This is a genomic window from Rhodothermus bifroesti (assembly GCF_017908595.1).
GTDB classification, from domain to species: Bacteria; Bacteroidota; Rhodothermia; order Rhodothermales; family Rhodothermaceae; genus Rhodothermus; species Rhodothermus bifroesti.
The window spans coordinates 126,044-143,958 of sequence record NZ_JAGKTL010000005.1; the positions used below are offsets into that span (position 1 = coordinate 126,044).

General features: G+C 57.0%; 16 protein-coding genes and 2 tRNA genes. 14 read left to right on the top strand and 4 right to left on the bottom strand.

Going from position 1 to position 17,915, the window contains the following annotated elements; genetic code table 11:
* The first annotated feature begins 3 nt into the window (after positions 1-3).
* The 3 genes from porZ (at position 4) to J8E65_RS11530 (ending at position 2,592) form a co-directional block, all read left to right on the top strand.
* A complete protein-coding gene (gene porZ / locus J8E65_RS11520) occupies positions 4-2,328 on the top strand; it encodes a type IX secretion system anionic LPS delivery protein PorZ (protein ID WP_210376213.1) in 2,325 nt (774 codons plus the stop codon).
* A gap of 100 nt (positions 2,329-2,428) precedes the next feature.
* Positions 2,429-2,502, top strand: a tRNA-His gene (locus J8E65_RS11525).
* A gap of 17 nt (positions 2,503-2,519) precedes the next feature.
* Positions 2,520-2,592: transfer RNA gene (locus tag J8E65_RS11530), tRNA-Glu, on the top strand.
* A 31-nt stretch (positions 2,593-2,623) separates the two neighbouring features.
* Here J8E65_RS11530 and J8E65_RS11535 read toward each other — a convergent pair.
* Positions 2,624-3,817 carry an Lnb N-terminal periplasmic domain-containing protein gene (locus tag J8E65_RS11535; protein WP_210376219.1) on the bottom strand — a complete coding sequence of 398 codons (1,194 nt, stop codon included), beginning with the start codon at positions 3,815-3,817 and terminating at the stop codon, positions 2,624-2,626.
* 131 nt (positions 3,818-3,948) lie between these two features.
* Here J8E65_RS11535 and nth point away from each other — a divergent pair, with 131 nt between their 5' ends.
* From nth to J8E65_RS11550, 3 genes are all read left to right on the top strand, one after another.
* Entirely contained in the window at positions 3,949-4,791 is an 843-nt protein-coding gene (nth, locus tag J8E65_RS11540) for an endonuclease III (RefSeq protein ID WP_210376221.1), read from the top strand.
* A gap of 25 nt (positions 4,792-4,816) precedes the next feature.
* Positions 4,817-6,349 carry a 2,3-bisphosphoglycerate-independent phosphoglycerate mutase gene (gene gpmI / locus J8E65_RS11545; protein WP_210376223.1) on the top strand — a complete coding sequence of 511 codons (1,533 nt, stop codon included), beginning with the start codon at positions 4,817-4,819 and terminating at the stop codon, positions 6,347-6,349.
* A gap of 92 nt (positions 6,350-6,441) precedes the next feature.
* Positions 6,442-6,912, top strand: coding sequence for a copper chaperone PCu(A)C domain-containing protein (locus tag J8E65_RS11550; RefSeq protein ID WP_210376225.1), 471 nt, complete (start codon positions 6,442-6,444; stop codon positions 6,910-6,912).
* A gap of 57 nt (positions 6,913-6,969) precedes the next feature.
* On the opposite strand, the gene J8E65_RS11555 is transcribed toward J8E65_RS11550, so the two are convergent.
* The gene (locus J8E65_RS11555) at positions 6,970-8,967 is read right to left on the bottom strand and encodes a M1 family metallopeptidase (RefSeq protein WP_237181982.1); all 1,998 of its coding nucleotides are present in this window, start codon (positions 8,965-8,967) and stop codon (positions 6,970-6,972) included.
* Between the two features lie 205 nt (positions 8,968-9,172).
* On the opposite strand from J8E65_RS11555, the gene J8E65_RS11560 reads away from it, so the two are divergent.
* The 5 genes from J8E65_RS11560 to phoU all read left to right on the top strand — a co-directional run bounded on the left by J8E65_RS11560 (position 9,173) and on the right by phoU (position 13,616).
* A complete protein-coding gene (locus J8E65_RS11560; protein WP_210376227.1) occupies positions 9,173-10,204 on the top strand; it encodes a PstS family phosphate ABC transporter substrate-binding protein in 1,032 nt (343 codons plus the stop codon).
* A gap of 9 nt (positions 10,205-10,213) precedes the next feature.
* Complete coding sequence (gene pstC / locus J8E65_RS11565; protein ID WP_210376229.1) at positions 10,214-11,170, top strand: phosphate ABC transporter permease subunit PstC; 957 nt, start codon at positions 10,214-10,216, stop codon at positions 11,168-11,170.
* 7 nt (positions 11,171-11,177) lie between these two features.
* Positions 11,178-12,071 carry a phosphate ABC transporter permease PstA gene (pstA, locus tag J8E65_RS11570; RefSeq protein ID WP_210376439.1) on the top strand — a complete coding sequence of 298 codons (894 nt, stop codon included), beginning with the start codon at positions 11,178-11,180 and terminating at the stop codon, positions 12,069-12,071.
* 103 nt (positions 12,072-12,174) lie between these two features.
* Positions 12,175-12,909, top strand: a complete 735-nt coding sequence (gene pstB, locus J8E65_RS11575) for a phosphate ABC transporter ATP-binding protein PstB (protein ID WP_237182000.1) — start codon at positions 12,175-12,177, stop codon at positions 12,907-12,909.
* A gap of 2 nt (positions 12,910-12,911) precedes the next feature.
* Entirely contained in the window at positions 12,912-13,616 is a 705-nt protein-coding gene (gene phoU / locus J8E65_RS11580; RefSeq protein WP_210376230.1) for a phosphate signaling complex protein PhoU, read from the top strand.
* A 63-nt stretch (positions 13,617-13,679) separates the two neighbouring features.
* Here the strand turns inward: phoU and J8E65_RS11585 are convergent, their stop codons facing one another.
* Positions 13,680-14,126: an Hsp20/alpha crystallin family protein gene (locus J8E65_RS11585; protein WP_210376233.1), complete on the bottom strand. Its 447-nt coding sequence runs from the start codon at positions 14,124-14,126 to the stop codon at positions 13,680-13,682.
* A gap of 166 nt (positions 14,127-14,292) precedes the next feature.
* Complete coding sequence (locus J8E65_RS11590) at positions 14,293-15,978, bottom strand: S41 family peptidase (RefSeq protein ID WP_237181984.1); 1,686 nt, start codon at positions 15,976-15,978, stop codon at positions 14,293-14,295.
* Positions 15,979-16,155: 177 nt separating this feature from the next.
* Here J8E65_RS11590 and J8E65_RS11595 point away from each other — a divergent pair, with 177 nt between their 5' ends.
* The 3 genes from J8E65_RS11595 to J8E65_RS11605 are packed head-to-tail and all read left to right on the top strand — an operon-like array spanning position 16,156 to position 17,886.
* Positions 16,156-16,758 carry a LemA family protein gene (locus J8E65_RS11595; protein WP_210376235.1) on the top strand — a complete coding sequence of 201 codons (603 nt, stop codon included), beginning with the start codon at positions 16,156-16,158 and terminating at the stop codon, positions 16,756-16,758.
* Between the two features lie 4 nt (positions 16,759-16,762).
* Complete coding sequence (locus J8E65_RS11600) at positions 16,763-17,542, top strand: TPM domain-containing protein (protein ID WP_210376237.1); 780 nt, start codon at positions 16,763-16,765, stop codon at positions 17,540-17,542.
* A 14-nt stretch (positions 17,543-17,556) separates the two neighbouring features.
* A complete protein-coding gene (locus J8E65_RS11605) occupies positions 17,557-17,886 on the top strand; it encodes a tetratricopeptide repeat protein (RefSeq protein ID WP_210376239.1) in 330 nt (109 codons plus the stop codon).
* Positions 17,887-17,915 lie beyond the last annotated feature (29 nt).

Below are 17,915 nucleotides of genomic sequence, written 5' to 3' on the forward strand. Positions count from 1 at the left end.
GCCATGCGTTGGCTGTTGCTTTTGATGGGATGGTGCGGTGTGGGATGGGCGCAGGCGCAATTTGGGGCGCGTTGGCAAGCCCATACGTCCATGCAGCAAATCACCGATTTGGCCTTAAGTCCCGATGTGGTATGGGCAGCCACAGCAGGCGGGATCTTCGGCTATCGGATCGAAGGGGGCAGCCTGGTGCGCTTTACTGCTGTGGAAGGCTTGCACCAGGTTGGGCCGCAAGCGCTGGCCTGGGATGCACGGCGACAAGTGCTTTGGATTGGCTATGCCGATGGCGTGCTCGACCGCCTCGATCCGCGTAGTGGGCAGGTACGGGCCTATTTTGAGATTGCGCGTGCAACGCGTTTCCCCAACCGACAAATTTATCGACTACGGCTGCAAGGCGATACGCTCTTTGTCGCTACTGCGTTTGGCCTGGTGGTGTGGGATCCCGTCTCAGGGCTAGTGCGCGACACCTACACGCAGTTTGGCGCATTTTCGGAGGTTGCCGTCTACGATTTGACCATTGGGCCAGATCCCCAAGGCGTGATGCGGCTTTGGCTAGCTACAGCCCAAGGCATTGCCCATGCGCCGCTGCAGGCGCCCAACCTGAAGGATCCTGCAGCCTGGACGCTAGAAGGCGGTGAGCTTGCATCCCGGCTTCCAGCACAGGCAATCGTTTGGGCAGGTGATCAGCTTTACGTAGGCCTTTCGCGTGGACTAGGTGTACGGGACGCAACAGGCGCCTATCGCGTGCTGCTCTCGGAAGGTGCAGTGCAAGACTTGTTGTGGTTAGAAGATCGCCTGCTGGCCGCTGCGGCAAACGGGTTATGGATGGTATATGCCAACGATAGGGTGCAGCAGCTTCGTGGGGAAAGTATTGCGCAACCTGTTCGGCTCGAGCGCAGCGCAACAACGCTCTGGATTGGCGATGCACGATCTGGACTGCTACGTGCCCAGCTTCCGCAGCCTGACGAAACCGTCGTAACTGTTGAGGCCACGCTGCGTCCCGAAGGGCCTCCTGTGAATGTTTTTGCGGATTTAGCCGTCGATCCACTGGGAAACCTATGGGCAACCGATGCCGCAACCGACGGCACAGGTGGATTTCACCGCATGGATGTTGATGGACGATGGACAGCCTTCTGGCCAGCGCAAATCGGACGTCATTCCTTCCGGCCTGTCCATGCTGATGCTTCTGGAAACGTCTGGTTGGGCTCCGATGGAGGTGGCCTAGTTCAAGTGACTCCTGAAGGTACTCTCCAGCTTTACGATGCGGCCAACTCTACGCTACAGCCTGCCGCAGGCACAAGCAATTTCATCATTGTGCGGGGTCTGGGCACCGATGCCGAAGGCCGGCTTTGGGTAGCCAACCTAACAGCACCTAGCCCATTGCACGTTCGGCTTCGAGACGGCTATTGGTTGCGGGCACCTACACCCGCTTGCATCAATGCCTTGAGTACCACGCTTGGGAGGTTACTGGTCGATAGTTATGGAAATCTCTGGATTATTGCGGTGAGCCGGGGTAACCTGCGCCTCAATACCGGGCTAATCCTTTACGACCCTGGAGACAATCTGGAAGATGCCGGGGACGACGCCTGCCGCTATTTGAGCGAGCGCGGTGCAGCTGGGCAAGGGCTTCCAGGAGTCGCTGTGCAGGCCTTAGCCGAAGATCGGGACGGCCGCATTTGGATTGGCACCACTGAAGGGCTAGCTTACGTGCTCAACCATCCATTGGCTGCTTCGGATCCCAATACAGTTCCCATTTGGCCACTCAATGCTGAGCGCCGGCCAGGAGACAATCCTTTTTTACTCAGTGGCCTAGCCGTCAATGACCTGGCTGTCGATCCTGCAAACCGGCTCTGGGTAGCTACGAATGAAGGGGTGTACGTGGTTGAACAGGCAGGTATCGACTTTCGGGTTGCGGCTCACTACCATACCGAAAACAGTCCCCTATTTTCAAACAGGGTGCAGGCTATAGCCATCGATCCGAAAAGTGGCCGGGTTTTCTTGGCAACGGCGGCTGGACTGCTTAGCTATCAAGGTGACGCTAGGCTTCCAGCGGAACAGCCCCGACCGCTGTTTGTTTACCCGAACCCAGTACGGGTGGGGCCAGACGAAGATGCCGAAGTGTTCATCGAAGGTCTGGTGGAAGCAACCGAGTTGCGCATCCTCACCCTTGATGGACGTCTGGTGGCGCGTTTTGCCACGCGGGGTGGCCGGGTGCGTTGGAATGGACGCGATCTGCAAGGGCGGCCTGTGCCCTCGGGGGTTTATTTGGTTGTCGCTGTAGGTCAAAGCGGGGAGGGAACGGCCTATGGCAAAATAGCCGTCCTTCGCTGAAGACTCATTGGGCGTCCATCAAAAGTTTATCAGAATCGATGGGCGGATCCTTGAAGGAGATATCGCCGTTCTGCTAAATTGCAACGCTCTCCACAACGTGGTGACCGTAGCTCAGTTGGTCAGAGCGCCAGGTTGTGGCCCTGGAGGTCGGGGGTTCAAGTCCCCTCGGTCACCCTTTTTTTTATGTCCTTGCCGCGTTCGTCTAGGGGTCTAGGACGCCGGTCTTTCAAGCCGGAAACACGGGTTCAAATCCCGTACGCGGCACTGCAAAGCGCCTAGAGAGGGCGCTTTTTTGCTACTTAGGGTGTAGGCTAAGGGTGGTACGTGGAGCCCAGAGCTGAGCGGCGCTGCGGAGCACCAAAAGCAAGGCTATAGGCTGCAGGGCTGGGTGCAAGTCCTGCGGCCAGAAAGGCCAGCCTAGCGCCAGGGGGAGCGTTAGGGCGGCGGTGAGCAGCACATAGTGGCGTTCCCAGGACGTAAGCGAAGGTTGCTGCCGGCAGCGGAGACCTATCCACAAGTGAGGGGGCCAAGCCCAGAGCAAGTTCCAGTTCCAGGCGGTTACGGTGTGCAGTGTAGCAACCCAGAGGAGCAGGAGCACCAGCCCAACAAGTCCTACAACGCCAAAGAGCAACGCATCGAGTCGGCTTGGATAAGCCCAGCGGTGCCGGTAAGCCTGAACCGTGGCCAGGGCGCTTGCAGCAAACAGGATCCAGCCTAAGGCTACAGGCCAAGGCCAAGTTGGCCGAGGTAGGGGCTGGTGGCCTGGAGGCCAAAATAGGGTGTCTGTTTGGGCTACCAAGGGTGCCCAGCCGCTATCTAGGCGCACGGTCGCCTGATCGACGGCATACATGAGTTCTAACGGCAAAAACATCACTTCACGGGCCGTAGGGGGGCGATCGACGCGAGCGCCTAAAGTCAGGTAAAAGCCCAGCTGGAGGAGAGGCCGGTCGGCTACGTACGGATCCAGCAGTTCACGGAAGGTGCTTTGAGGAGCACTGTGACTAAAGCGTAGCGCAGGGCCTAAGGTGCGTTCCAGCACATCGCGAATTCGCGTAGAACAGTTATCAAATAGAAAATCGTAGCGGTAGGTGCGGTTTTCGGGCTGGGCGTTCCAAAGCAAAAAGGCAAAAAGCGTATCGCGCTGCGCGGGCGTTAGGTGTAGCCACTGCGCAATGATCGGACGGCCTTCTACCTCGCGGTAAAATTGCACGGAGCGGACATAATCGCTCACCGAAAGAAAATAGTTGAGCTCTCCGTAGACGAAGCGTGGCAAGAACCAAGGGTCGTTAAAGTCGAAGGTACCGTAATTGAAGAGCCAGTCGATATTTTGCACGGGGTCGTAGACGCGCAGTGCGCTGTGGCCGAAAGCCGCGTAGAGGGCATCTCCGGGTAAGACCGTTACCAGTGCGATGCGGGCACTATCGGATAGCTGCAGTGGCTGCGCTTGGGCCGTAGTAACCAGAAGGAGCGCAATAAGCAACCCGCGCATAGCTCATTGGGCTTGAGCATACGGCGGCTCCAACGACGGCAGGGTCGCTAGGGTTCGCCTATGCAATTTTCAATGGAACTTGACGGTCGTTGCGCTATTTTGCAGCGGTTTTCGTTTGGCATAAAACGCCTGTGAAACGTTCTGCTCGGGCTCAAGAGGTGCTGCAGCGGTTGCGCCGCGTCATTCCTAAGCCGCAGACTGAGCTGCGCCATGAGGATCCCTATCAGCTTCTTGTGGCTGTGATGCTGTCGGCGCAGTGCACCGACGAGCGGGTTAACCGGGTCACGCCAGCGCTTTTTGCGGCTTTTCCGACGGTGGAAGCCTTGGCTGCTGCTGAGCCTGAAGCAGTGCTGCCTTACATTCGATCGATCTCCTATCCAAACAGCAAAGCGCGGCATTTGGTGGCCGCTGCCCGCTGTCTTCGGGATAGGTTTGGGGGGCAGGTGCCTGCTTCACTGGAGGCGCTCTTGTCGCTTCCGGGTGTAGGGCGAAAAACGGCGCAGGTAGTAGCCTCGGTGGCTTATGGTGCAGCTGCGCTGCCGGTGGACACGCACGTCTACCGCGTAGCCCATCGGATTGGGCTGGTGCGAAAGGCACGCACGCCCTACGAAGTCGAGCGCCGCCTCAAACGTCAGCTTCCGAGCCGCGATTGGGGAGAAGCACATCACCTGCTCATCTTGCACGGTCGTTATACCTGCACGGCCCGAAAGCCGCTGTGCAATCGTTGCGTACTAACCGACTTATGCGATTACTATCGGCGGCTGCAGCGTTTGCCTGCGCCCCTTCAGGGGCTAGATCCACGCCAAGGGCGCTATTACTGTAAGACGGGCCGGCATTACTTCAACGAACCGAGCTACCGCGCAGACCGCTACGGTATCGAGCAGCTTTGCTGTCCACAGTGTGGCGCGATGCATGTATTTGATGCAAAAACCGGTCGTTCTACGAAACGCATTCCCGACTATCGCGTGCGCTGAGCGATAACCTGCTTAACATTATGCCATGGACCCGAAAAAACGCCACATTCTAATCGTTCTCGACGGCTACGGCATTGCCGAAGATCCTTCGGTCAGTGCCATCGACCATGCCCGTAAGCCTTTTTTAGATCATTTGTTTGCCACCTATCCCCATGCCACTTTGCGCGCTTCGGGTTTGGCGGTAGGCTTGCCCGAAGGCCAGATGGGTAATTCCGAAGTGGGGCACCTTAACTTAGGCGCGGGCCGCGTCGTTTATCAGGAAATTACGCGTATTGACAAGGAGATCGAAGACGGAACGTTTTTTACCAATGCAGCGCTGGTGCAAGCTGCTCAGCATGCGCGGCAACAGAACACCCGGCTGCATCTAATGGGCTGCTTTTCGGATGGGGGCGTGCACAGCAGCCTGCATCACCTGTTTGCGCTGTTGGAGCTGGCGCGGCGTGAAGGATTGCGTCCCGAGCAGGTGTGCGTGCACGCTTTCACCGATGGTCGCGACACCGATCCGAAGTCGGGGATCACCTATGTGCAGCAGTTCCAAGAAAAAGCCCGAGAAATAGGCGTTGGGCGCATCGTTTCGATTGTGGGCCGCTATTACGCAATGGATCGCGACAAGCGCTGGGATCGTACGGAAAAGGCCTATCGACTGCTGGTTTATGGCGAAGGCGAAGTCTTTGATGATCCGATCAAAGCGCTACAGGCCAGCTATGCCGAAGACGTGACGGATGAGTTCGTCAAGCCGCGCCGGATTGACTATGGCGATAGCTTTTCAACGCGTGTAGCCGATGGAGATGCTGTCGTGTTTTACAACTTCCGCGCCGATCGCGCGCGCCAGCTGACGCGTGCCTTTACGGATCCGTCTTTTGATGCCTTCGATCGGGGCAAGCCGCTGAAGCTGCTTTTCGTCACGTTTACGCCCTACGATGAAACGTTCGATTTGCCAGTAGCCTTTGGCAAAGTCAACCTGCGCATGACGCTAGGAGAAGTTATTGCGGCTTTGGGGGGGCGCCAGCTGCGCATTGCCGAGACCGAAAAGTATGCGCATGTAACCTACTTTTTCAGCGGCGGCCGCGAAGAGCCTTTTGAAGGGGAAGATCGGATTTTGGTGCCTTCGCCCAAGGTGCCGACCTATGATTTGCAGCCAGAGATGAGCGCGCCCGAGGTAGCCCGGCGCTGCGCTGAAGCGATTGCAAAAGAAGTCTACAACCTCATCGTGCTCAACTTTGCCAACCCCGATATGGTAGGCCATACGGGCGTTTTCGAGGCGGCTGTCAAGGCTATCGAAGCCATAGATGCAGCTACGCAGGTGGTTGTCGAGGCTGCGCTGCGGCATGGCTATACGGTGACCGTACTGGCCGACCATGGCAATGCCGACCGCATGAAGAACCCCGACGGCTCACCCCACACCGCGCATACAACAGCACTGGTACCACACCTGATTATCAAGCCTGGATTCAAGGGTCCGATCAAGGATGGAAAACTAGGAGACGTAGCGCCTACAATTTTGCGCATCTTAGGCGAAGAAATCCCCCCCGAGATGACCGGCGAAGTGCTGATCTAAACCAACCAAAAGCACGGAATGGTTGCATTTGTGCGCGGCGAAAAGCCTTATTTTTGGGGGAGATTTCTATGTACACCAAACCAGGGAAAGCTATGCGGTACGGTTGGATTATTGGGGGTATCCTGGCTTGGCTCGTTGGGTGTGGACCACAACAGTCGGCTGAGCAAACGACACCAGGTGAGGCTCCACTACCCGAAGGCCGGCTTGCCGTTGAGGCACCTGTGGTGTACACTGCGGCCGCGGGGGATAGTGCGGTGGTCACGTTGCGGATAGCCAATGGAACGGCTGAAGCCGACACGTTGGTAGGAGCTGAAGCCCCAGCTGTAACCCGTACGGTTGTGTTGCGAGCGTTGGTAGGCGATACGGTGCAAACCAGCCAGCCTGCTGCGCGTATTGTGCTTCCAGCGCGAAGCCGGGTAACCGTCCAGCTGGTACTGCGCAACGTGCAGCAAGCCTTGACGCCTGGACAGGTTGTGCTGGTGGATCTGAGCTTGGCCCGTCAGGGACGGTTGCGCGTGCGCGTGCCGGTTGAACAGGCAAACGCTGAGGCCCTTCCGATGTAAACACAGATGGGGCCGTCTGAGCACGGCCCCATCTTTTGAGCAAACGACAAGTCTAGTTCATGGCCTAGTGCTGCTAGCGGCAGACCAGACGTTATTTTCTCGATCCAGGTCAGGAAACCAGCGCTCGGGGTCAATTTCTACCCGGACTACAGGTGCAGCTGTAGGCACGGTGATGGTTGTGCGGCGTCGTCCCTCCAGCCATATGTCTACTGCAATGGTATCGCGCACCTGCGTGCCATCGGTCAGCGTGAGCGACAGATAGACAGGCATAGGTGCCAGCCCGCGGTCTTCTACGGTGATGCGCACGCCATTTTCGATGGGTTCAACAGCTGCAATGGCCTGGTCGAGCGTCCAGGTCTGGTAGTACCAGCTGTACCAAAACCAGCTGAGGTCGCGGCCGCTTACGCGCTCGAACGTGTGGAAGAGGTCGTAGGGATAAGGATGCTTAAAGGCCCACTCGCGGATGAAGGTGCGGTAAGCCTGCCAGAAGACCGTTTCCCCTAAAAGACCGCGTAGGGCCTCAAGGAGTGCGGCCGGTTTGCTGTAGGAAGCGACGCCAAAGGCAAAATTGGAATAGTGATAATCGGACCAGCGCATGATTTCGCCTTCGGCCCCCATGCGGGCCAGCATCAGGTAGTTATCCTGCTCGTCGAGTCTTGGTTGGGTTCCTGGGAAGAAGTCCTCTCGGGCATGATTTTCGGCAAACGTAGTGCTGCCTTCGTCCATCCAGCTGTAGCGCCGTTCGTTGGGACTAACGATCATGGGGATCCACATATGGGCCAGCTCATGAGCGACAACGTAGTACAGGGCACTATCGCCTGCGGCATTGTAGTCGCCAATGAGCGTCATCATGGGGAATTCCATGCCACCTCCGATGATGCCACCGCCCTCAACAGCCGTCATGTGCGGCCAAGGATAGGGAAAGCCGGTAAGGCGGGAGAGGAACGTGATGGCATGTTGCTGGTAGCGCGTTACGTTCGCCCATCGGGGGGCTGTAGGACGCCAGAAGGTGTTGATCCAGGTGTAATCGGTTTGGCCGTCGCCGTCGCGATCGCCTACCGGCGTGCGTGCGCCTTCCCAATAAGCCTGACGCACCAGGCTAAAGGCCACATCGCGTACGTTTGTGGCCCGAAAGCGCCATTGCAGCCGTCCCTCGGCGCCGGATTGGGTGACTGGATCGGTGGTGGGTTCAGCGATACGCACCGGAGTATCGCTTGCATACGCCTGCCGCATGCGGGCTAAAACGTTAGGCGCAAGCACCTCTTCGGCGTTTTCGAGCAGACCGGTGGCCATCGCCAGCCAACCTGCTGGCGCATCAAGGGTAAGTTGATAGTCTGCAAAACCGTGGTAGAATTCCGCTCGGCTGAGGAACGGATCGGTAAACCAACCGATCACGTCGTCATAGACGGCCACATGGGGATACCAGTAGGCCAGAAAAAATAGGTTTTCGTCGTATCCCATGCGTCCCCCAGCACCACGCTTAGGAATAGCCAGCGACCAGCGAAAGGCGAGCTGAACCGAATCCCCTGGGGCCAGGGCACGTTGCGGGAAGATCACCAGCCGGGTGCCGTTGACGGCATAGCGCGGTGCGCCTTCAGGGGCTTGCTCCGGCGTAAAGGCCTCCTGACCGTCAACGGCCACGTAGCTTAGCTGGACGCCACCTGTAATCTCGGCAGGTTCATTGCGCACAACGCCCTCGGCGTGCACGTTGAGCGGTAGCTCGAGAAAAAGCTGGCGCAGCGTTTCGGGTGAGCGGTTGAAGTAGACAATGCGGCCTGCCCCTTCTAAGCGGCGCTCTGCGACATCGATGCGGGCTGTAAGGTCATAGCGTGCATACTGCTGCCAATAGTTAGGTCCTGGCTGCCCACTGGCGCTGCGCGAGCCGCGCTCTATGGCACGCAGGAACGCAGGCGAAGGGGTTACAGGCCCTGGTAAGGGACGCTCAGGTCGGGCTAGGACCGGTTGCCTGGGCGTTTGGATTGCGGTAGAACGTGAAGTGCTGCATCCTACGATAAAGACCAGCCCAATGCTTAAAAGCAAACGACGAATGCGCATGTGCTCATGCCGATAAAGCTGAACAAAGCTACCACGTAGACAATATAGGCGTTGTGCAGATTCTTGCCAAGTTGCCTGTGTTAACGATTTGATAATGCGCTTTGGTCAAAGGATTTGCCGTTCGTTGACAATTTTCGGCAACGTATTGCGTAACTTTGCCGTTAAGCTTAAAGAGGGTTTTTTCTTCACCAAACCGATACGGGCAATGCAACGGCTTACAGGAGGCTTGAGCGCTGCGTTGGTGTTGCTGTTGGCGGGGTGCGGTGGGGGAGGTCAAACCGGGCAGCTTAGTGGATTGGTACGTGTCGATGGCTCGAGCACGGTCTATCCGCTTACCGAAGCAGTGGCCGAGGAATTCATGAAGCAATATCCAGGGGTGCAAGTGACGGTTGGCATTAGTGGGACGGGTGGGGGTTTTTCACGGTTCTTGCGTAAAGAGACAGACATCAATAATGCCTCGCGGCCGATTCGGCCAGTTGAAGACTCGCTGGCTCGGCAAAACGGCCTTCAGTACATTGAACTTCCAGTTGCTTACGACGGACTGGCCGTTGTGGTGCATCCGCAAAACGACTGGGTCGAGTGCCTAACGGTCGAAGAGCTGCGACGCATGTGGGAACCGGGTAGCCAGATTACCCGCTGGAATCAAGTGCGGCCTTCGTTTCCGGATCGGCCGCTAAATCTGTATGGGGCAGGGACCGACAGTGGTACCTACGACTATTTTACCGCGGCTATTGTAGGCCAGGAGCACGCCAGCCGGGCAGACTTTACCGCGAGTGAAGACGACAATGTGCTGGTGCAAGGTGTCAGTGGTGACCCCAACGCCTTGGGCTTTATTCCACTGGCCTATTATGAAGAAAATATGGACAAGCTCAAGGTCGTAGCCATAGACGATGGCAACCCGAACAATGGCGAGGGCTGCATTCTCCCCAGTGCCGAAACCGTTAACAATGGCACCTACCAGCCGCTTTCTCGGCCTATCTTCATTTACGTCAATGCGGAGCGGGCTAACGATCCAACGGTAGCGGCATTTGTTGAATTCTATCTGCAGCAGGCTGCCGTGTTGGCACCTGAGGTAGGCTATGTGCCCCTTGCAGCCGAAGCCTACACGTTGGCACTGGAGCGTTTTCAAAAGCGGCTTACGGGTAGTATCTTTGGGGGTAAAGGATCTCAGGTGGGCGTTCGCGTAGCGGACTTGTTGCGCTTAGAGCAGCAAAGTACGGAAGCCAATACCCCGTAGGCGATTGTTATGGCCTTTTCGCCGTCTTCGAAAGACCCGTTGCTGTGGCAGCGACAGGGTTTCCCAGGCCTGAAGCTTGATGCAAAACTTTCGCGTGGACCCAAGGAGCGCCTTATTGGCGCGTTCCTTGGGTTTTGCGCCTTAGTAACGGTGTTGACTACGCTGGGCATTGTGGCCGTTTTGGTAGGTGAGTCGGTAGCGTTTTTTGAACAGGTGTCGCTGCGCGCCTTTTTTGGGGATACGAAGTGGACGCCCCAGTTTGCCGAGAAGCATTTTGGCATTTGGCCGCTACTGGCCGGCACGCTGATGATTACCGTGATTGCAGCGCTGGTAGCGATTCCCATTGGGCTAGCTGCGGCTATCTATATTTCGCAGTATGCGCCCGAAACCGTGCGGCGTTGGCTTAAGCCTTCGCTAGAATTGCTAGCGGGGGTACCTACAGTGGTTTACGGCTATTTTGCGTTGACGTTTGTTACGCCCCTGTTGCAGCGCGTTTTGCCCCAGATGCAGGTTTACAATGCGCTTAGTGCTGGACTGGTGGTGGGGATTATGATCATTCCTATGGTCGCCTCGTTGAGCGAAGACGCGCTGCGGGCAGTGCCGCGGTCGTTGGCCGAAGGGGCCTATGCCCTAGGGGCTACCAAATATGAAGTCGTGTTGCGTGTGGTTGTGCCGGCAGCGCTGAGTGGCATCATGGCCAGCTTCATTTTGGCACTAAGCCGGGCGATTGGAGAGACGATGATTGTAACGCTGGCTGCTGGGGCTACACCGCGCCTAACGCTGAATCCCTTGGAGTCCATTCAAACGATGACGGCGTACATTGTGCAGGTAAGCCTGGGAGATACGCCGCAAGGTACGGTGGTCTACCAGAGCCTATTTGCCGTAGGCTTGGTGCTGTTTGTGCTTACGCTGGGTATGAACTTGTTGGCCAACCGCATTATCCTGCGCTTTAAAGAGAGCTATTGAGATGGGTATGGTTGAAGTTGAAGCAGCCGTAGCCGCGCGTTTTGATCCTAGGCCAATCGAGCGGCGGCGCATTGGACAGGTACTGGCGGTTGTGCTGTTTTTTTCTACCACCTTTGGGCTACTGGTACTGTTGACACTGCTGGTGGACGTGGTCCAGAAAGGCCTCCCCTGGCTCGATTGGCAGTTTTTGACGTCTTATCCCTCCCGAAATCCAGAAGAGGCCGGTATTAAGTCGGCCATTGTGGGGTCTTTTTGGATGATGCTGCTGACCGCGCTGTTTTCCGTGCCTGTTGGCATAGGTGCTGCCATTTATCTGGAAGAATATGCGCCGCGGGGTTGGTTTTTGCGGTTAGTTCAGCTCAACATTGCAAACCTAGCGGGCATTCCTTCGGTCATTTATGGTATTTTGGGCTTAGGGCTTTTTGTGCGCTTTTTCGGACTAGGGCGCAGTCTGCTGGCAGGAGCGCTTACCATGAGTTTATTGGTGCTTCCGATCATTGTGATTAGCACGCAGGAGGCTTTGCGGGCTATCCCCCAGGGCATTCGAGAGAGCGCTTATGCGTTGGGAGCTACGCGTTGGCAGGTGGTTTCGAGCCATCTGCTGCCCATTGCTGCTCCAGGTATCCTTACGGGCGTGATTTTGTCGCTGAGCCGGGCAATGGGAGAGACCGCGCCTCTGATCATGATCGGAGCACTCACGTTTATTGCCTTTTTACCCAGCAGTTTGCTGGATCCTTTTACCGTGCTGCCCATCCAGATTTTCAACTGGACGGCGCGGCCTCAGGAAGCTTTCCGTGGTTTGGCAGCAGCGGCCATCCTGGTGCTTATGGTGTTTCTGCTGTTGATGAACCTAAGCGCCATTCTACTGCGCAACTACTATGAACGTCACCGTCCGCACTAAGGCCATGGCTGATCACGTGTTACCCACCGAAGCGCTCATGCGCACGCAGCCTACCCCGTGGAGTGAGGATCAACAGCTCCAGCCAAGTAGTCCACCGCCTAAAATGGAAGTGCGTAACCTGTATTTTTGGTATGGCGACAAGCTCGCACTCGAAGATATTTCCTTGCAGATTCGGCCTAATGAGGTAACTGCGTTCATTGGGCCTTCGGGCTGCGGTAAGAGCACGCTGCTGCGTTGCTTGAACCGGATGAACGAGCTCATTCCGAATACGCGCTTAGAAGGCGAAGTGCTGCTCGATGGAAGGGATATTTATCGTGAAATGGACCCAGTGGTGGTACGACGCCGCGTAGGCATGGTTTTTCAAAAACCCAATCCCTTCCCTAAGTCCATTTACCAGAACGTAGCCTGGGGGGCGCGCATCAACGGGTATAAAGGCAACTTAGATGAACTGGTGGAGCGTTGCTTGCGTCTGGCAGCCCTTTGGGATGAAGTCAAAGATCGGCTGCATGAGAATGCCTATCGCCTCAGTGGGGGGCAGCAGCAGCGCTTGTGCATTGCGCGCGCACTGGCTGTTGAGCCCGAAGTGCTTTTGATGGACGAGCCGGCCAGCGCTCTCGATCCGATTGCTACGGCAAAGCTGGAAGAGACGATTCTGGATCTAAAAACGTCCTATACGATTGTAATTGTTACCCACAACATGCATCAGGCCTCGCGCATTAGCGATACGACAGCGTTTTTTTACATGGGCGAGCTGATTGAAATGAATCGCACCGACGAGCTTTTTACGCGCCCACGGGAGAAACGCACGGAAGATTATATTACCGGAAGATTTGGCTGAGGATGACCATTCGTCGACATATCGACCTTGAGCTGCTGCTGTTGCAGCGCATGCTGTTTGAGATGGCCGAGCTGGTCGATGCGCAGCTTTCAGATGCAATCGATGCCCTTTTGCATCGCGACGTGGCTTTGGCCGAGAAGGTACGTGCCCGAGACGACGAGGTGGATGCCTATGAGCTCAAAATTGACCGCCAGTGCGAGCGCATCCTGGCTTTGCACCATCCGGTCGCAGCTGAGCTGCGCATGATTATCACGGCCGTTAAGGTCAATACGGACCTGGAGCGCATTGGGGATCATTGCAAGAACATGGCCAAGAACACGCCGCATGTGGTGGAAGCGCCAGAGGCTTTGGCGCAGACGCGGCTTGAAGAGATGGCTGATGCGTCGCGGGAGATGCTGCGCCAGGTACAAGAGGCGTTTGTTAAGCGGGATCGATTGCTGGCGCGTCAGGTCCTTGCTCAGGACCTACAGATCGACCGCTTGCACAAGGAGAACTTTGCCCGACTGGTGCAGTTTGGACGACAACACCCGGAGCATATCGAGGCTGTTGCCCACCTGATCACGGCCAGCAAGGCGCTGGAGCGCATTTCTGACCATGCCAAAAACATTGCCGAAAGCGTGGTCTTTTTGATCGAAGGCGTTGATATTCGCCATCGAACTTTGCGCTCTTCGGAGGCTTCGACGCCCGACAGTACCGCATCCGCATAACGTGTCTATAAAAAAGCCCGGCCCTTAGGGCCGGGCAAATGTTTTGCGCATGCGAGGGCCCCTTTAGGAAATCTTGACGCGTACTGGCTTGCGCTCTTCGCGCTTGGAGGCCTCGATCACCAGGATGCCATTTTCAAAGCGGGCCTTGATCTTTTCAGGGTCCACATTTGGGCCCAGGTGAAGCGACCGGAAGAAGCGTCCATGCCAGCGCTCCATCCGGTGATACTGGGCATCCTTGTGCGTCTCTAACTGCGAAGGACGTTCGCCACTAATGGTCAGCGTCCCTTCCTCGAAAGTGAGCGTTACTTGGTCCCGGTTGACGCCGGGCAGGTCGACATAGATAAAGTAGGCATCGTCCGTTTCCAACACATCGACGGTTGGCGTCCAAACAGCCGACGTGATTTCAGAGCGCAGCCAGTTGCCGAAAAAGTTCTCAAACAGGCGGTCTACTTCCCGCTGCAGTTCGCCCAGCAGCGACGTCGGCGACGTATAGCGCATCACCTCAGCCATGGCACCTCCGCGGTTTGGTTTAGGGGTTATGCGATACGCCTACCGACAAGCCAATCCGACAAAATGTCGGATTCGTCGGCTGCTTTTGTAAAAAAACAAAGGGTATGCCATTGGGCATACCCTAAAACCAGGAGGACAGGTTGTCTTGCAGTGCCTGTCAACTTGGCTATCGACCTTTGCGTGGATTTTCAGACCGCTTCGGCTGAAAGTACGCTGCTAGCGCTTCGGCCTGATCCCAGTGGCGGAGCGCTTCTTGCAGCACTGGATCGACCTGATTGACCAGTGGGAACCAAGCTTCACGGCCAAAGAGCTGCCAGGCTAGGTGGGCTTTGAGCAACGTGCTGAGTTCTGGACGGTGGGCTTCCACATCGGCCGGGCTAAAGCTTCGGGTGCGTGAGGTATCCGTACTAAACAGCCCTTGCTTGCGGGCATATCCTAGAAAAGCCTGCCACATAGCCTCGTCTACATTGAAGGAAGCGGCGAATTCCTGTTGGCGACGGGTCCATGCTTGCCGCAGTTCTGCCTCGTGCTTGGCAAACCATTCGCGTACAAACGTAAAGGCCAGATTGCGGCGCGAGACTTCGAGGAGGAGCGAAGTCGTATCTGGAGCCACAACGATATCAGGCATAATGCCACCGCCGCCAAAGACGACCCGGCCATGCACGGTTTGAAACTTCAGGGAGTCTGGAATTTCGTTCAGGTAATCCCGGGGATGGAACGTGGCGGCGTCGTAGTTAGCAAACTTTTGGCGGTAGTAGTCTTCTGCGTCGCCGTTGCGATAGGGCGTTTGGATGAGGCGTCCTGAGGGCGTATAGTAGCGGGCAACGGTGAGCTGAAGCACGCTGCCGTCGGAGAGCGTGAACTGATTTTGCACCAAGCCTTTGCCAAAGGTACGCAGGCCTACGATGAGCGCGCGGTCGTTGTCCTGCAGGGCGCCGGCCACGATTTCACTGGCCGAGGCAGAGTTCTGATTGACCAGCACGATGAGCGGCTGCGTCTCGAAGCGTCCACCTGAGGTGGAGCGATGGCTGAGGTCAGCTTGCGCAACGCGGCCGCGGGTATAGACGATGGTCTGGCCGGCCGGCAAGAATTCATCGACCAGCTCCACGGCAGCTTCCATAATGCCGCCGGGATTGTCGCGCAGGTCCAGCACCAGGCGCTGCATGCCTTGGCGCAAGAGCCGGTCAAGATGTTGCATAAACTCGTCATAGGTGGTCATTGCAAAACGATTGATGCGAATGTAGCCGGTTTTCCCATCGTCGAGCAGGTAAGCGGCATCAACCGTATAGAGCGGAATGCGGTCGCGTGTGATCACAAATTCCAGCGGTTGGGCCATGCCTAAGCGGCGAATGGTGACTTTGACCCGGGTTCCTTCGGGTCCCTTCAGACGCTTTTGGATCTCATTGGAAGAGAAGCCGATGGCGCTGGAGTCGTTGATGGCTACGATGCGGTCTCCAGGCAAAAGCCCCGCTGCCTCGCTGGGACCGCCACTGATGGTCGCTACGACGCGGGCCGTGTCTTCAACCACCTCAAACCAGATCCCTACGCCACCAAAGGAGCCTTGGTAGCTTTCACGAATTTCTTTCATCTCTTCGGCGGTGATGTAAACCGAGTGCGGGTCCAGCTCATTGAGCATGGCCCGAATGGCTTCTTCAACGAGGGGCTCTGGGGTGACGGGATCTACGTAGCGTTGCGTGATCGTCAAAAAGGCCTCCTCTAGCTTGCGCAGGCTGGCTAGCGTATCGGTTCCAGAAAGTGCCTGCTGCAGGTTCCAACCCAGCAAGATGCCTAGGCCGAGTAGCAAAATGGCCGGCAGCGTATAGCGAAGCGTTTTCATGGGTATGCGTGCCATCAACTCAAGCTGCTTAGTGCAAAGATACAATACTGTGCTGCAAAACCTGCACCACTTTTTGCATTTCATATCGCCTACGTATGGATTTGTTGCATCATTTGGTCGCTTTTGCGAAACCTCGTGCTGAAGGATGCGTAGGCCGGCGAAGCATGTGTGTCCATAAGGCAAGACAGCGCTATGCGAAGCAAAGGCCTACTGGTTCTCCTGGTGCTGGCCCTGCTGGCTGGTTTGGCAGGCTGCGCCGGTTGCAGCACTTACAATACCTTGGTCGAGGCCGATGAAACGGTAGCTCGCGCTTGGGCAGATTTGCAGGCGCAGTACCAGCGGCGAGCTGACCTCATTCCTAACCTGGTGCGCACCGTGGAGGCATCAGCCACGTTTGAGCGCGAAACGCTCGAGGCAGTTACCAATGCTCGGGCCCGGGCTACGGCGATCACGCTAAGCGTTGAAGATTTGAGCGATCCGGAAAAAGTGCGTCAGTTTCAGGAAGCGCAGGCACAGCTTTCTAGCGCGCTGGCCCGGTTGCTTGCCGTGGCTGAAAACTACCCCCAATTGCAAACGACAGAAGCCTTTCGGGATCTGCTGGCCCAGCTCGAAGGGACGGAAAACCGCATTACCGTGGCACGGCGCGATTATAACGAGGCCGTACGTCAGTACAACATTCACGTGCGCCGTTTCCCGACAATGCTGGTGGCCAGTTTGACCGGGTTCCGTCCCAAACAGCCCTTCGAGGCAGCCGAAGGCGCCCAGCAGGCTCCGCAGGTGCAATTTGACCTCTAATGCCATGAAGGGGTTGAGCCTCCTGATCCTTCTGGGATTGCTGCTTGCTCCGGTGGCGCAGACGCAGCGCATTGAGGTGATTCCTCCAAGTGGGCAGTGGGTTACCGATGAGGCCGACCTGCTTACACCTGCCGAGGAGCAGCTGCTCAGTCAAAAACTGGCAGCCTACGCCGACACCACCTCTACGCAGATCGTTATTGTGACATTGCCTACGCTGGGAGGCATTCCAGCAGCCGATTATGCCGTCGAGCTAGGCCGACGTTGGGGAGTGGGGCAGCGTGCCTACAACAATGGAATTGTGATCCTCGTTGCGCGTGAAGAGCGGGAGGTTTTTATTGCGACCGGCTATGGACTCGAGGGAGCGGTGCCCGATGCGCTAGCCAGCCGCATTGTGCGTGAGGTGATTGTGCCCCGCTTTCGGCAAGGTGACTTTTACGGCGGGCTTTCGGCAGCGGTCGATGCGTTGATTGCTGCGGCCCAGGGAGAATACCAGGCGCCCCCGCGAGCTCCAGCTAGCCAGGGAACATGGATGGCCCTAGCACTCCTTTTTGCCTTTCTCATCGTGCTGGTGTTTTTGCTTTCGGCTGCTCGAAACAGCGGCAGACCTCCAGGAAGTGGCTCGCAGCGCGTTCGATCGCCTTATCGGAGCTATCGCCACCATGCCGACTTCCCGCCTGTGATCATCTGGGGAGGGGGTGGAGGAGGCTTTGGCGGTGGGGGCTGGGGTGGATTCTCGGGTGGTGGAGGTAGCTTTGGTGGAGGCGGCGCTGGAGGACGCTGGTAAAAGTGGATGCCGTCATGGATCGCTTGGAAGCTTTGCTGCAGTTTTACCAGGAAGATCCTCACGATGCCTTCACGCGCTTTGCGTTGGCCCAGGAGTATTGGAAGCGCGGCGACCTAACGCAAGCCCTGCACTTTTTTGAGGGCTTGCTGGCCGATCATCCCGACTATGTAGGCACCTACTATCATCTGGCACGTCTCTACCAAGTACTCGGTCGGCAAGACGATGCCCGGCGCACTTATCAAGAGGGCATCAAAGTAGCCCAGCGGCTGGGTGAGCGTAAAGCACTGGCTGAGCTGCAGGATGCCCTGATGGCGCTTGAGCTTGGCACCTCGACCGATAAGTAGAACCCAAGCGCCGGCTTGTCGTATATCGA

Bases quoted from the DNA above. Each gene is read 5' to 3' on its own strand.
- porZ (WP_210376213.1), top strand. From the start codon at position 4: ATGCGTTGGCTGTTGCTTTTGATGGGATGGTGCGGTGTGGGATGGGCG.
- J8E65_RS11535 (WP_210376219.1), bottom strand. From the start codon at position 3,817: ATGCGCGGGTTGCTTATTGCGCTCCTTCTGGTTACTACGGCCCAAGCG.
- gpmI (WP_210376223.1), top strand. From the start codon at position 4,817: ATGGACCCGAAAAAACGCCACATTCTAATCGTTCTCGACGGCTACGGC.
- J8E65_RS11550 (WP_210376225.1), top strand. From the start codon at position 6,442: ATGCGGTACGGTTGGATTATTGGGGGTATCCTGGCTTGGCTCGTTGGG.
- J8E65_RS11555 (WP_237181982.1), bottom strand. From the start codon at position 8,967: ATGCGCATTCGTCGTTTGCTTTTAAGCATTGGGCTGGTCTTTATCGTA.
- J8E65_RS11560 (WP_210376227.1), top strand. From the start codon at position 9,173: ATGCAACGGCTTACAGGAGGCTTGAGCGCTGCGTTGGTGTTGCTGTTG.
- pstC (WP_210376229.1), top strand. From the start codon at position 10,214: ATGGCCTTTTCGCCGTCTTCGAAAGACCCGTTGCTGTGGCAGCGACAG.
- pstA (WP_210376439.1), top strand. From the start codon at position 11,178: ATGGTTGAAGTTGAAGCAGCCGTAGCCGCGCGTTTTGATCCTAGGCCA.
- pstB (WP_237182000.1), top strand. From the start codon at position 12,175: ATGGAAGTGCGTAACCTGTATTTTTGGTATGGCGACAAGCTCGCACTC.
- phoU (WP_210376230.1), top strand. From the start codon at position 12,912: ATGACCATTCGTCGACATATCGACCTTGAGCTGCTGCTGTTGCAGCGC.
- J8E65_RS11585 (WP_210376233.1), bottom strand. From the start codon at position 14,126: ATGGCTGAGGTGATGCGCTATACGTCGCCGACGTCGCTGCTGGGCGAA.
- J8E65_RS11590 (WP_237181984.1), bottom strand. From the start codon at position 15,978: ATGGCACGCATACCCATGAAAACGCTTCGCTATACGCTGCCGGCCATT.
- J8E65_RS11595 (WP_210376235.1), top strand. From the start codon at position 16,156: ATGCGAAGCAAAGGCCTACTGGTTCTCCTGGTGCTGGCCCTGCTGGCT.
- J8E65_RS11600 (WP_210376237.1), top strand. From the start codon at position 16,763: ATGAAGGGGTTGAGCCTCCTGATCCTTCTGGGATTGCTGCTTGCTCCG.
- J8E65_RS11605 (WP_210376239.1), top strand. From the start codon at position 17,557: ATGGATCGCTTGGAAGCTTTGCTGCAGTTTTACCAGGAAGATCCTCAC.